Consider the following 14,463-nt stretch of genomic DNA (forward strand, 5'->3'; position numbering starts at 1 on the left):
TATTATCCACATCTGGAAGCGCCGCAAGTAGTACAAATCAGACAGCCTTCCTGATAAACCAATGTCTCGTTGCCACAGTTCGGGCACTTCTTACCTTTGGCTTCCGTTCCATCCTGAATATACTTCTTCAATGCACGTTCTACACCGTTTTTCCAAGTGTTGATACTTTCACTGTTCAATTGCAGAGAGCCAACCAGTTTGATAACCTGTTCAATCGGCATCCGGTAGCGAAGCACGCCGGAAATCAATTTTGCATAGTTCCAGTATTCCTTGTTGAACTTCTCTGACAATCCTTCAATGGTCGTCTTATATCCGCGTTTGTTCTCGAATTGGAAGTCGTAACGTTTGGTACCGTCTTCATCCACATTTTTGATGATACGTCCGCAAGTCACGCTCTTAGGCAGCAAGATACCTTCATCGTCATCTTGCAAACCAGTGAATATTTCATAAGGGTGTCCGTCCAATAATCCGACAAAAGCTACCCATTTTTCCTTGTTGTTCTGGAAACGGACAACGTCTGCTTCCAATATTCTCGGACGTACCTCTACAACCGTAGGCGGTTTGCAAGGAGGAAGTCCTTCTTTCTTGTCCTTATCCGATTTCGTAGAGATCAGCACTCCGGAGCGTGAACCGTCACGATATACGGTACAACCTTTACAGCCGGATTTCCATGCTTCTACATACAGGCGGTTTACTAAATCCTCGTCCACATCGTTCGGCAGATTGATGGTTACGCTGATAGAGTGGTCTACCCATTTCTGGATTCTTCCCTGCATCTTCACCTTCATCAACCAGTCGACATCGTTAGAAGTCGCTTTGTAATAAGGAGATTTGGCAACCAGTTCGTCAATTTCTTCCTGGGTGTAACGTCTGGCCGGATCGTATCCGTTAGCTTCCATCCAAGTAACAAATTTATGATGGAATACGATGTATTCTTCGAATGCGTCCCCTGTTTCGTCTACAAAGTCTACATGAACATTCGTATCGTTCGGGTTCACCTTTCTTCTACGTTTGTAAACAGGCAGGAATACAGGCTCGATACCCGAGGTGGTCTGCGTCATCAAACTGGTCGTTCCGGTTGGAGCAATCGTCAGGCAGGCAATGTTGCGGCGACCATATTTCTTCATGTCCTCATACAGTTTCGGGTCGGCTGCTGCCAAGCGTTGGATGAACGGATTGTTCTGTTCACGTTCGCTATTGTATATTTCGAAGGCACCGCGTTCTTTGGCCATTTCCACTGAAGAACGATAGGCACCGAGAGCTACTGTCTTGTGTACTTTTTCAGAGAATTCCGTTGCTTCTTCCGTTCCGTAGCGCAATCCTAATGCAGCAAGCATATCACCTTCTGCAGTGATCCCTACGCCGGTACGACGACCTTGTCCGCTCTTCTTGTAGATTTTCTCCCAAAGTGCACGTTCCGCATGTTTCACTTCTTCGTTTTCCGGATCTTCGTCAATCTTGGTCATGATACGTTCGATCTTCTCTAGTTCGAGGTCGATAATATCGTCCATGATCCGTTGAGCGAGAGCCACGTGTTTTTGGAACAGGTCGAAATCAAAATAAGCATCCGGTTTGAACGGATTTACCACATAAGAATATAGATTGATAGCCAGTAAGCGGCAAGAATCGTAAGGACATAGAGGAATTTCTCCGCATGGGTTGGTAGATACCGTTCTGTAACCCAGGTCTGCATAGCAATCAGGCACAGATTCACGGATAATCGTATCCCAGAACAAAACGCCCGGTTCTGCCGATTTCCATGCATTGTGAACGATTTTCTTCCACAAGGTAGAAGCGTCGATTTCCTTGGTGAATGTAGGTTGGGCAGAGTCGATAGGATATTGCTGTACATACGGCTTTTCGTCTACGGCAGCCTGCATGAAAGCGTCGTCCAACTTGACAGAAACGTTTGCTCCGGTCACTTTACCTTCGGTCATCTTGGCATCAATGAATGCTTCCGAATCCGGATGCTTGATAGACACGCTCAACATCAATGCACCGCGACGTCCGTCTTGAGCTACTTCACGAGTGGAATTCGAATATCGTTCCATGAACGGAACAAGACCGGTAGAAGTCAACGCCGAGTTTTTAACGGGAGAACCTTTCGGACGGATGTGTGATAAGTCATGACCTACACCACCGCGTCTTTTCATTAGTTGTACCTGTTCTTCGTCGATTTTGATAATAGCGCCATAAGAGTCGGCTGCACCGTCCACTCCGATAACGAAGCAGTTGGATAGTGAAGCAACCTGGTAGTCGTTACCGATTCCTGTCATCGGGCTACCTTGGGGGACGATGTACTTGAAGTGATCCAGTAAATCATACAGTTCTTTTGCTGTCAACGCATTCGGATACTTCGATTCTACGCGTGCCACTTCATTTGCAATTCTCCAATGCATGTCTTCCGGGGATTTTTCATAGATATTACCGAAAGAATCCTTTACTGCGTATTTGTTTACCCAAACCCTTGCAGCAAGCTCGTCGCCTTGAAAATATCGTAAAGATTCTTCATAGGCTTCGTCGTAAGAATAAATCTGTTTTTCCACGATTCAATTTGTGTTAAATCTCGTTTTTAATAAGTAATATGTAGAAGTTTACTTATCGTTAACAAATGTAGGCGCAAAGCTAAGAATGTTTTTTCATCTATCAAAATAAAAATGAATTAATTTATTAACAGGTTGCAAGTTTTCCATTTGTTTATGCTAAGTGTTTGATAAACAGTTAGAATTGAATTTTGTTCAAAGGTTAAAGTTCTCCAAAAAGAAAACTATTCTATTCCACTAGTGTGGTGGATTATTTTTTTCTTTTTATATCTTTGCAAAAAAAAGATATGTTTGAAACCGTAAAGAACAGAAGAACTATCCGGAAATATCTGCCTAAAGATATAAATCCGATTTTGTTAAATGATTTGCTTGAAACCTCTTTCCGTGCTTCTACGATGGGTGGGATGCAACTTTATAGTGTGATTGTGACTCGCGATGCGGAAATGAAAGAGAAACTTTCGCCTGCTCATTTCAATCAGCCGATGGTAAAAAATGCTCCGGTCATACTGACTTTTTGTGCTGATTTCCGTCGTTTCAGCAAATGGTGTGAACAGCGGAAAGCTGTGCCGGGCTACGATAATTTAATGTCTTTTATGAATGCGTCTATGGATACTTTGCTTGTTGCGCAGACTTTTTGTACGCTGGCGGAAGAAGCAGGACTCGGCATTTGTTATTTGGGAACTACCACTTATAATCCTCAAATGATTATTGATACCCTCCAACTCCCCGAACTGGTATTCCCTCTTACCACAATAACGGTAGGTTATCCGGATGGTATTCCCGCACAAGTAGATCGTTTGCCTTTGGAAGCTGCCGTGCACGATGAAAAATATCACGACTATACACCGGAAGAAATAGATAAACTCTATGCCTACAAAGAATCGTTGCCGGAAAACAAGCAGTTTATCGAAGAAAATAAAAAAGAAACATTGGCTCAAGTCTTTACGGACGTGCGTTACACAAAGAAAGATAACGAATTTATGTCCGAAAACCTATTGAAAGTACTTCGCCAGCAAGGATTCTTGAAATAAGTATTAAGTATTTTTCAAGTATAAAGTATTAAGTATTACCCTGGTGCGAAACCGCATAATAAAGCCTGTCCGCATGGATAATACTTAATACTTTATACTTAATTTCAGTTTCTCTTTTTCAGTAACGATTCTATTTCCTGTACTTCTGCACTAAAGCTTTTGTCCACCTCCAATTGTCCTTTTACGGTTTTGCAGGCGTGAAGTACCGTTGCATGGTCTTTGTTACCGATAAACTTACCTATCTTAGAAGTTGAAAAGTCTGTGTGGTTTTTAGCTAGATACATGGCGATCTGTCGTGCTTGAACGACTTCTCTTTTTCTGGATTTTGTATGTATGGCAGACGGTTCCAGATCAAAATGTTTGCATACCACTTTGAGGATATCATCGATGGTAACCGCTTTCGTTTCGTTATGAACCACGCCATGTACAATGTGTTGTGCCAAATCCAAATCTATTTCTTTGTTGAAAATAGTGGAACGAGCCATGATAGCAATGACGATACCTTCCAAATCGCGTACACTTTCATTCACATTTTCGGCAATATAATCGATCACTTCTGGCGGGAATTGTAACCCGTCGCGGTGTATCTTGTTGCGTAGAATGTTTTTGCGAAGTTCTACCGTCGGCTTTTCAAGCTCGGCTACCATACCCCATTTGAAACGGGTCAGGAGGCGTTCTTCAATACCTTGCAACAATACAGGAGCACGGTCTGAAGTTAATATGAGCTGTTTGCCGTTCTGGTGTAAATGATTGAAGATATGGAAGAAGTTGTTTTGAGTCTTGGTGACACCGGCAAACTCCTGAATATCATCAATGATTAATACATCAATCGTCTGATAAAAGTTAATAAAGTCGTTGGTCGTGTTATTGCGTACAGAATCCGTATATTGTACCTGGAACAAATGTGCCGAAACGTACAATACTCTTTTCTCTGGATAAATTTCTTTGATTTTCGTGCCTATTGCGTTTGCCAGGTGCGTCTTTCCTACTCCGGATGCTCCATAAAGGAATAACGGGTTGAAAGCAGTCCCTCCCGGTTTTTGCGCTACGGCTTCCGCCACACTTCTTGAAAGTTTATTGCTGTATCCTTCAATGAAGTTCTCAAAATTATAATTGGGATTCAAATGCGGGTCCAAATCCTGAACGGCAGGAGCCTGTAGGAAGCTGGGAGCTTTGTTTCCTCCGATTATGCTTTTGGGAGTAACAGCCGTAGAACGATTGCTTGCTTCGAGATTCACGGTTTGATTCGGAATCGAAGTCTTGTCCACCATGACATTGTACATCAACTTGGTTCCTTCGCCAATGACCTTATATAATGTCTTACGTATAAGATCTACGAATCTCTCTTCCAGTATTTCATAGAAAAACTGGCTCGGGATCTGTAAGATCAACGTTTTGTCCTCATATTTCAACGGAACAATAGGGGCAAACCAAGTATTATATGTCGTCTCGGGAACATTGTCTTTAATAACGTCGAGACAGCGGTTCCAAAGTACGACATGATTTGATTCAATCATAGTAACTTTTAATACATTTATTAATTAAGCAAAACTTCTACGTTTGCAAAATTGGGAATCTTATTCGGAAAAAACAAATCTATTTTTTCTTGTTTTTTTCATGCTAACAATAATGTGTTTACTTTCAATGACTTATGCGTTTGTTGTCGGACACACTCTGTTTACCCTCTCTTGCAGTTTTGTAAGTATCTGTATGTTAATGTCTTATATATATAATTTTAGCCTTTTTTCTCACTTTTGTACGTTTGTACGGGAATATTATTTCGGTTTGTAGATAGACATTTGAAGAGCAATCTACTTTCTTTTGAAAGCCCTTCGTTATTTAGATAAAATCTATATAACGATAATTTGCTACTTGTCTTTCTTGCCGAATAATGAGAAGTGAACGTACCGTTTCGGATGCTCTTTCAGGTCTTCTAATAAGCTGGCTGCATTTTCAGTTGTTGCATTCAGATTATTGTATAAAGTCGGGTCGTTGAAGAGCAGTCCGATTGTGTTATCTTTGCTGTTTAATTTTTCTGTAAGTATTTTTACGTTAGCCAGCGTTTCGTCTATTTTTTTGAAAGTGGCTGCATAGTCTACTTCTTTCAAATTTCCGCTGATAACAACGAAGTTGTCTCCGATGGTGTTCAGTTTACTGGTGAGTTGAGGTATGTCATTACTCATCAGCCCTTTTACCTGCGAACTGACTACTGCCAGGTTGGCGGTTGTCTTCTCTATCGAGTGCAGGGTGGCAGGGATGCTCTTGTCTCCTAATATATTGTTCAGAGAGATGAGGATAGAATCCAGTTTCGGAAGCATTTCTTCTACCTTTGGGATCAGTTTCGCCGCGCTTTCCATCATTCCGTTGTTCAGTGTGCCGGGGATCGTATCTCCTACGGCATATTTTTCGCGCGGGTTGTTTGCCAGAAGAATATTCATGCGTACGCCTCCCATAAGTTCGGATACAAGCTCGGCACTACTCCCTTTGGGAATCCGCAGTTCCGTGTCCAGTTCCACTTCGACAATTACATTTCCGGGTTTGGCATAATCATAATAGATGTCACGCACGATACCTACACGAACACCGTCGGCAAATACCGGGCTTGATTTGGTGAGTCCGTTTACATTTTCAAATTTGGCATAGAAATAGCTGGACGGTTGAAACATGTGTATACCTTTCAGCCAGTTAATTCCGTATATAAGCACACATAGTGCAACGATACCTGCAATACCTATTCTGACTTCTTTTGTAATGTACTTCATTTTATCTTTTTATTTATTTCTTCTTTTCTTGAATTCGGCAATCGCTTCATTGACGTTCATTTTCTCGCCGTTCCGGAAAGCGATGATAAAGGCGTCTTTGAATTGTGCCGTAATGGTGCGCTTCGTACGCAACACCTTGTTATAATCGGCGGAGGCTCCATACGTATATTTGTATATTCCTCCTTCCTTATAATAATCTACCTCTTTCAGTCCTTTCAGCCGTTTGTCGTTTTTGGCGAGAGGTTTGGAAGAAGTAAGTATCTGTATCTTAAACGTAATTTCACTGTCATTGGTTGCACTCTCTACTACAATTGGGCGTTTCGGTGCTGTTTTTGCTGTCGCGGCAGGTTTTGTTTTTGCTTCGGCCAATAGCTTTTCCTGTTGGGGAGCTGTGTTCACACTTTCGGTATCCTTTTGGGCTATTGCCGGGGCATTGTCTTCTTCCTGTTCGGTTGGGACGATCGTTTTGCTGACTCCCGTTAGGCGCAGTTCATGTTCTCTCTTATAATTTAAGAAAGCACGGTAGATGCCTTTTGCCATGGTGCCGGCCCCTTCTTCGGAATTCAGATAGCGCTCCTCTTCGGGCGTAGAGATAAATCCTAGTTCTATCAGAATGCTCGGCATGGCACTCGCTTTTAAGACAAGGAATCCGGCTTGATGCACTCCACGGTCTGCCCTTCTACAAGTTTGGCGAAATTGTTTTTGCATCAGCGAAGCTAGGTGTACACTCTGCTCCATATATTTATCTTGCATGAATTCAAATATAATATATGACTCGGCAGAGTTCGGGTTGAAACCGGCATATCTTGTTTTGTAGTCACTTTCGTAGAGGATTACGGAGTTCTCTCGCTTGGCAACTTCCAGATTTGCGTCTGATTTGGCCAAACCCAGTGTCCAGGTTGAAGCACCTTTTGCGGTACGATTGTTAGCCAGTGCGTTGGTGTGAATGGAAATAAAGAGGTCAGCCTTCGCGTTGTTGGCAATTTCTGCGCGTCGGTCTAAAGGGATGAATACATCTTTGCTACGAGTGTAAATCACTTTGACGTCGTCGCAATTCCTTTTAATCAGATTTCCCACTTTCAGGGCAACGTTCAGATTGATATTTTTCTCTTTCGAGATTTTGCCGATGGCGCCCGGATCATGTCCGCCATGTCCTGCGTCGATAACTACTACAAAATCCTTCCCCCATAAGTGGTTAGTACATGAGGGTAGAAAAAGTAGCCAGAGGCAAATGAATATGTATAATATGTACGGTCTATTCAGTTTCATATCTATAATACGGTGCAAATGTAGTAGAAATTTGTAGAAAACTCATTATTTGCCATTAAGTTTTGTGTTTTTTTCGGTTTAATGGTAGCTTTTTTCCTGAAATCTCCGTTACTTTGTGCTTCGAAGTTAAAATGTACGACGATGCTTAAGTTTTTGAAGAATTGGACGTTACCTATTGCTATGCTGGTAGGTGCTATAGGTTATCCGCTGTTTATCAGCCTTTCTTTTCTGACTCCCTATCTTATTTTTACGATGTTGCTATTGACCTTCTGTAAGGTATCTCCTCGTGATTTGAAGCCTAAACCTCTCCATATGTGGTTGTTATTGATTCAGATTGGCGGAGCGTTGGCTGCTTATCTGCTGCTTTATCGCTTTGATAAAATAGTAGCAGAGGGAGTGATGGTTTGTATTATTTGTCCTACGGCTACGGCTGCTGCGGTGATTACTTCCAAGTTGGGTGGGAGTGCAGCCAGTCTGACTACTTATACATTGATAGCAAATATCGGTGCGGCTATTGCTGTGCCTATTCTTTTTCCTTTGGTGGAGGTGCATCCTGATGTCACTTTTTGGGAGGCGTTTCTTGTTATTTTAGGTAAGGTATTTCCGTTGTTGATTTGTCCTTTTTTGGCTGCCTGGTTGTTGAGTAAGTGTTTGCCAAAAGTGCATCAGAAGTTATTGGGCTATCATGAACTTGCTTTTTATTTGTGGGCTGTGTCTTTAGCTATCGTAACAGCGCAGACATTGTATTCCTTGCTCAATGACCCAGCGGATGGTTTTACGGAAATCATGATTGCTGTCGGAGCACTGATTGCCTGCTGTTTGCAGTTCTTTTTGGGGAAGACAATCGGCTCAATTTATAATGACCGTATCAGTGGCGGGCAGGCGTTGGGACAAAAGAATACGATTCTGGCTATTTGGATGGCACATACTTATTTGAATCCATTGTCTTCTGTGGCTCCCGGTTCGTATGTGTTATGGCAGAACATCATCAACAGCTGTCAGTTGTGGAAAAAGAGAAAAAATGAGATAAAATATTGAACATAAGATATTGATATTTAGTATTTTATATTTATTGAATGTAATTTCCTTTATTTTCCTTATTTTCTTGTTTAGTCTAATAAATGCCTTTATTTTGTTACTATTTTGTTACCTGTATTCATTGAAGTAACAAAACAAATCGCTATATTTGTATCGGTAACAAAATAAGAACATAATTATGGCGAAGAAAAAACAAGAAGTTAAATTGAAAGAACCTGTAAGGATTAGATTCAAGCAGCTTGCCAATGGCAACCAGTCTATTTATTTGGACTACTATACAGGTGATGTTATTAGAAAAGAAAATTATGTTGGCGGTAAACGGCAATATGAATTTTTGAAATTATACCTTATACCCGAAAAGACAAGAGAGGATAAGGCAAAGAACGAAGCTACGTTGGCTCTTGCAAAAGCTATTCAAAGCAAGCGGATAGTAGAGTTGCAAAATGATGCACACGGCTTTCAGAACACCAACAAGTCAAAAGCGAATGTGATTGATTATTTAATGAACATGAGAAGCCAATCTAAAGAACGTGGCAGCTTGAACTATGAAAAGACCGTTGGTAATACCATTCGTGAACTAAAATTGTTCAGAGGGGATTATATCGCTTTTCGTGATATAGATAAGGACTTCTTGAATAGCTTTGTGGATTTCTTGAAACAAGCGAAGAAAGCAAGCAAGTTTGGTTTGTTAAAGGCTGGGGGTGTATTAAGTAATAATTCCGTTATTGCTTACTATGGGGTGCTGCGTACCGCTATAAATAGAGCCTATAAAGAGGGGATTATTACGGTCAATCCAACGAAAGAGTTTGATTTTGCCAGTAAGGTAAAAGCGGAAGTCAGCCGCAGGGAGTATTTGACAATAGAGGAATTGAAGCGGCTTATCGGGACAGAGTGCAAGTATGAGATAATGAAACAAGCCTTTCTTTTCAGTTGTTTGTGTGGGCTGCGTGTAAGCGATATAAGAAAATTGAAGTGGAACGATTTGCAGAAAAGCGGTGAAAGAATAAGAATTGAAATAAAGATGCAGAAAACAAAAGAACCGCTTTATCTGCCTATATCCGATGAAGCGTTAAAGTGGTTGCCGCAACAAAATGAAGCAAAAGGCGATGATTTGATTTTTCCTTTGACGCATGAGGGAACTATAAATAAAATACTTCAAAAATGGGCGAAAGACGCAGGGATTATTAAGCATATCTCGTTTCATGTTGCCCGGCATACCCATGCTACCATGATGCTTACATTGGGGGCTGACTTGTACACAGTTAGCAAATTGTTAGGACATAAAAATATTGCCACAACTCAAATTTATGCGAAGATTGTCGATAAGAAAAAAGAAGAAGCTATAAGTTTGATACCGAATTTGACGGACTGATTTAAAAAGAAAGTATGGTTATATCACAGTTACCGTACTTTCTTTCTTTTTTTGTCTTTGTTTAGCCGGAAAAATATATCTTTGTTTCTACTAACTGAAACATAGATTATTATGACAGAAGAAGAACTGAAAATAAAATTCGACCATATACAAGGTATATTCAATCGCTGTATCAATCATGCCAGCCAAGTTATGATAGATAATATTGCCTCTAAGTCCTTATATTTCGACGAAGAACAGGCAGATAAACTGGAACAGCAAGAATATGTTCGTACCGCTGATGAGTTGGTGCAGTTATATATTCGTTATTCTGTGTTGAATGATATTCAATATTTTTATTCTGTATCTGATTTCTTTTGGGAAAGCGGTTTTTATGAATCCTTGAAATCCGATGAGAAAAGAAAATACATGTCGTTTAATCCTCTTTCATTTGATTATTCCCGGTATGAGCAAGATAATACGGTTTATGATGAAGAACTGCCTTATTTTTCCGTAATAGTTAAAACTGTTGTATTGGAAAAATATTCTGCGTACTTGCGAAAAAAGAAAGAAAGTAAGGTGCAAGCGGAAATGCAGCCACAACAGAAAGAGCCGCAACCAATTCAAGATAAATGCCAAGAGCCTAAAATTATCTCCCATATTGCTGAAACAGAAAATCCGTTTAAGTCTATTTTAAACGACAGACAAATAGCATTGTTGGTGGATTGTATCAATGAAGTGGAAATTTTCAATGCTCCTATGACTTTTGAAGATTTGAAAGCAATACTTTCCTGTAAGCCAAAAGTTATATTTAGGTCTAATAACAACAGGCAGGTAGCTTTTCTTTTTTCGGAATTAAGCAATCGTGGTTTGATAACACCTAACTGGCAATCTGTTATAGCAAAGAATAAGTTGTTTGTTACGAAGAATATAAAGAAAGATAAATATCTGAATCAAGGTGATTTAGCCACAGCCGCCAATTATGTAAAAGGGGTGGAACATGAAAAAGATTATGTAACCATCAGCAATTATATCAAACAACTGAAAAAACTTTAAGAATAGGTTAATACCTCAAACATAGCTTAATCCACTATCAAGCTATTCCTCAATACTTTTGCCCCCGTAATCGATTACAAGAAACTGGAGGGCATGCACTCCATATTGTCTAACGCAAATACTTTTGTTATATGGAAACAAGTATTGAGAAGCGAGTTGCAGAACTCGAAAATTTAGTGTTCCTTTCAAAGAATGTGCTTAGTTTTGATGAAGCGAGCAAGTTCTTGAACCTTTCAAAAAGTTACCTGTACAAGCTGACTTCGGGTAACTTGATACCCCATTACAAGCCGCAGGGCAAAATTCTTTATTTTGAGAAAGCGGAATTAGAAGCGTGGTTGCGTCAGAACCCGGTGAAGACGCAGGCGCAGATAGAGCAGGAAGCGCAGAAATATATCCTTAACCGTCCCTTAAAGAAATAGCGGCTATGGAAAATAGAAAAGCGACAGAAGCCGGGCAGGATGTCACCATGCAGAAAGAGGATTTTGCAGCCCTTTGGAAAACCATCCATCTAAAGGTGACGGACACTTACGAAGTGCCGCCCGAAATACTCTGGGTGAACGGCTCTACCATTGGCACGCTGGGTAATTTCAGCGCATCCACAGGAAAAGCCAAGAGCAAAAAGACATTCAACATTTCCGCCATCGTTGCGGCGGCGTTGAAGAATGACGAGGTACTGAAGTATTCGGCATATCTGCCACCGAACAAGCGGAAAATCCTCTATGTAGATACCGAGCAGAGCAAATACCATTGCCATAAGGTCATGGAGCGTATTTTGCGACTTGCCGGACTGCCTACCGACAAGGACAGGGACGATTTTGTTTTCATCGTGCTAAGGGAGCAGACCCCCGACAAGCGGAAACAGATTATCGGCTATATGCTTGAAAATATGCCCGATGTGGGGTTGCTCATCATTGACGGAATCCGTGACTTGATGTATGACATCAACAGCCCCAGCGAATCAACCGACCTAATCAACCTCTTGATGCGCTGGTCAAGCGGATATAACCTGCATATCCACACTGTTCTGCATTTGAATAAGGGGGATGACAACACAAGGGGGCATATCGGTACGGAACTGAACAACAAGGCTGAAACCGTCCTGCAAATCACGAAAAGCCAGCAGGACGGCAACATAAGCGAGGTAAAGGCGATGCACATACGTGACCGGGAATTTGACCCGTTCGCATTCCGTATCAATGACAACGCTTTACCCGAAATCGTGGATGATTATGTATTCCAACAACCTAAGCAGGACAGGAACTTTTCGCTTACGGAACTGACTGAACAGCAACACCGGGAAGCGTTGGAGAACGGTTTCGGCAAGCAGGTGGTACAAGGCTATTCCAATGTCATAGCGGCATTGAAACAGGGTTATGCGAGTATCGGTTACGAGCGTGGACGCAATGTTCTTGTGTCGCTTAACAAGTTTCTTGTGAACAAGCGCATGATTGTGAAAGAGGGCAAGGGCTACCGCTATAATCCCGATTTCCATTATTAAAAGTCAGTTTGGTTTAGTCCGGGTGTATATACAAGAGGAACGGACTTACTATTTCCCAGTATCGGAACAGGCAGGTTTAGTATGGTACGGGTGTATATATAACGGACTAAACAGGACTGGTGCACTTTTCAACTATTTTTTAATCCCCAAAAAGAAAATGTTATGAACATCGAAGATGTGAAACAAATACCCATCGCAGACTATCTGCACAGTTTAGGTTACTCTCCTGTCAAGCAGCAGGGTAACGGTTTATGGTACAAATCACCGTTAAGGGAGGAACACGAACCGTCTTTCAAGGTGAACACTGACCGCAACCTTTGGTATGACTTTGGCGCAGGCAAGGGCGGCAACATCATCGCACTGGCAAAGGAACTCTATTGTTCAGACAGCTTGCCATACCTTTTAAACCGGATAGCGGAACAGACACCGCACGTCCGTCCGGTCAGTTTTTCTTTTCCCCAGCGTAGGACAGAACCGAGCTTCCAGCATTTGGAAGTCCGTGACCTTATCCATCCGGCATTGCTCCGTTATTTGCAGGGACGGGGTATCAATGTCGAACTGGCAAAAAGAGAATGTAAGGAACTCCATTTTACCAATAACGGCAGACCGTTCTTTGCTATCGGTTTCCCGAACATGGCAGGAGGTTACGAGGTTCGCAATTCCTTTTTCAAAGGCTGCATTGCCCCGAAAGACATCACCCATATACGGCAGCAGGGAGAGCCGAGAGAGAAGTGTTTGGTATTCGAGGGGTTTATGGACTATCTTTCTTTCCTCACGCTCCGGATGAAGAACTGCCCGACCATGCCCGACCTTGACAGACAGGACTATGTCATTCTTAATTCGACTGTCAACGTGCCGAAAGCCATTGACGTGCTGTACCCGTATGAACGCATCCACTGTATGCTTGACAATGACAAGGCTGGATATGAAGCGACACGGGCTATCGAATTGGAATACTCCTACCGTGTGCGTGACTTCTCGCACAATTATAGGGGATATTCGGACTTGAACGATTATCTGTGCGGCAGGAAGCAGGAACAGAAAAACGAAGCCAGCCAAGTGCAGGAAACGAAGCAGGAAACCGGACAACGTGCCGCCTCAAGACAAAAGAGAGGCAGGGGCATTTAATCCGGCAGGACTATCAACGGCTGGCGGTTTATTTGGAGAGCAAGGTTATGTTTCGGTAAACCGAAACTACCTTGCTTTGCTCACCGCAAAGAAAATTTCTCCCGTTGGTCGCAATTTTTAAGACACCATTCAAACGTAAAAAACCATGACGAGTATAAAGGACAAGCCGGGGGGACGTCCGGCAAAGAAACGGATAGAGAAGCAGCAACGGGTTGTCAGTACGAAACTGACCGAGTTGCAGTATTACGCCATCAGGAAGCGAGCCGGGGAAGCCGGGTTGCGTGTCAGTGAGTATGTAAGGCAGGCGGTTGTTTCGGCAGAGGTCATACCCCGGCTGAACAGGCAGGATGCGGACACCATCCGCAAACTGGCAGGGGAAGCCAACAACATCAACCAGTTGGCGCACCGGGCGAATGCCGGAGGTTTCGCACTGGTGGCGGTGGAACTGGTGAAGCTCAAAAACAGGATTATTGGAATCATAAACCATTTGTCGGATGATTGGAAAAATAAAAAAGGGAAGCGGTTTTAAGGGCTGTGTGAACTATGTGCTTGGCAAGGAGCAGGCGGTTTTGCTTCATGCGGACGGGGTTCTGACTGAAAGCCGGGGTGATATAATCCGCAGCTTCTGTATGCAGACCGGGATGAATCCCGATTTGAAGAAGCCTGTCGGACATATTGCGTTAAGTTATTCGACAGTGGATGCGCCCAAATTGACAGACGGGAAGATGGTACAACTTGCGCAGGAGTATATGCGTGAAATGAAAATCACCGATACGCAGTATATCAT

Annotated in this window: 13 protein-coding genes; 9 read left to right on the plus strand and 4 right to left on the minus strand. The window is 42.3% G+C overall.

Going from position 1 to position 14,463, the window contains the following annotated elements; translation table 11 throughout:
- Positions 1-2: 2 nt before the first annotated feature.
- Entirely contained in the window at positions 3-2,546 is a 2,544-nt protein-coding gene (locus tag DW862_RS09265) for an adenosylcobalamin-dependent ribonucleoside-diphosphate reductase (RefSeq protein WP_004299345.1), read from the minus strand.
- A 284-nt stretch (positions 2,547-2,830) separates the two neighbouring features.
- Here DW862_RS09265 and DW862_RS09270 point away from each other — a divergent pair, with 284 nt between their 5' ends.
- Positions 2,831-3,574: an NADPH-dependent oxidoreductase gene (locus DW862_RS09270; protein WP_117811471.1), complete on the plus strand. Its 744-nt coding sequence runs from the start codon at positions 2,831-2,833 to the stop codon at positions 3,572-3,574.
- A gap of 104 nt (positions 3,575-3,678) precedes the next feature.
- Here the strand turns inward: DW862_RS09270 and dnaA are convergent, their stop codons facing one another.
- The 3 genes from dnaA to DW862_RS09285 all read right to left on the minus strand — a co-directional run bounded on the left by dnaA (position 3,679) and on the right by DW862_RS09285 (position 7,605).
- Entirely contained in the window at positions 3,679-5,091 is a 1,413-nt protein-coding gene (dnaA, locus tag DW862_RS09275) for a chromosomal replication initiator protein DnaA (protein ID WP_004299347.1), read from the minus strand.
- 351 nt (positions 5,092-5,442) lie between these two features.
- Complete coding sequence (locus tag DW862_RS09280; protein WP_004299349.1) at positions 5,443-6,336, minus strand: MlaD family protein; 894 nt, start codon at positions 6,334-6,336, stop codon at positions 5,443-5,445.
- 9 nt (positions 6,337-6,345) lie between these two features.
- Positions 6,346-7,605, minus strand: coding sequence for an N-acetylmuramoyl-L-alanine amidase (locus tag DW862_RS09285; RefSeq protein WP_117811468.1), 1,260 nt, complete (start codon positions 7,603-7,605; stop codon positions 6,346-6,348).
- An 81-nt stretch (positions 7,606-7,686) separates the two neighbouring features.
- Between DW862_RS09285 and DW862_RS09290 the strand changes: the two genes are divergently transcribed.
- The 8 genes from DW862_RS09290 to DW862_RS09325 all read left to right on the plus strand — a co-directional run.
- The gene (locus DW862_RS09290; RefSeq protein WP_117811452.1) at positions 7,687-8,643 is read left to right on the plus strand and encodes a bile acid:sodium symporter family protein; all 957 of its coding nucleotides are present in this window, start codon (positions 7,687-7,689) and stop codon (positions 8,641-8,643) included.
- A gap of 178 nt (positions 8,644-8,821) precedes the next feature.
- Entirely contained in the window at positions 8,822-10,015 is a 1,194-nt protein-coding gene (locus DW862_RS09295) for a site-specific integrase (protein WP_004315367.1), read from the plus strand.
- Between the two features lie 111 nt (positions 10,016-10,126).
- Entirely contained in the window at positions 10,127-11,050 is a 924-nt protein-coding gene (locus DW862_RS09300; RefSeq protein WP_004315366.1) for a hypothetical protein, read from the plus strand.
- Positions 11,051-11,181: 131 nt separating this feature from the next.
- The gene (locus tag DW862_RS09305) at positions 11,182-11,469 is read left to right on the plus strand and encodes a helix-turn-helix domain-containing protein (protein ID WP_120067914.1); all 288 of its coding nucleotides are present in this window, start codon (positions 11,182-11,184) and stop codon (positions 11,467-11,469) included.
- A 5-nt stretch (positions 11,470-11,474) separates the two neighbouring features.
- The gene (locus DW862_RS09310; RefSeq protein WP_004315364.1) at positions 11,475-12,548 is read left to right on the plus strand and encodes an AAA family ATPase; all 1,074 of its coding nucleotides are present in this window, start codon (positions 11,475-11,477) and stop codon (positions 12,546-12,548) included.
- 162 nt (positions 12,549-12,710) lie between these two features.
- Positions 12,711-13,676 (plus strand): toprim domain-containing protein, encoded by a 966-nt coding sequence (locus DW862_RS09315; RefSeq protein WP_004315363.1) that lies wholly within the window; start codon positions 12,711-12,713, stop codon positions 13,674-13,676.
- A gap of 145 nt (positions 13,677-13,821) precedes the next feature.
- Entirely contained in the window at positions 13,822-14,205 is a 384-nt protein-coding gene (locus DW862_RS09320) for a MobC family plasmid mobilization relaxosome protein (protein WP_004315361.1), read from the plus strand.
- Positions 14,171-14,463: relaxase/mobilization nuclease domain-containing protein (locus DW862_RS09325; protein WP_243636466.1), on the plus strand; the 293-nt coding region annotated here is incomplete at its 3' end. The genes DW862_RS09320 and DW862_RS09325, both read left to right, overlap by 35 nt.

Origin of the sequence: Bacteroides sp. AM37-9, assembly GCF_003603455.1 — a bacterium.
GTDB classification, from domain to species: Bacteria; Bacteroidota; Bacteroidia; order Bacteroidales; family Bacteroidaceae; genus Bacteroides; species Bacteroides xylanisolvens.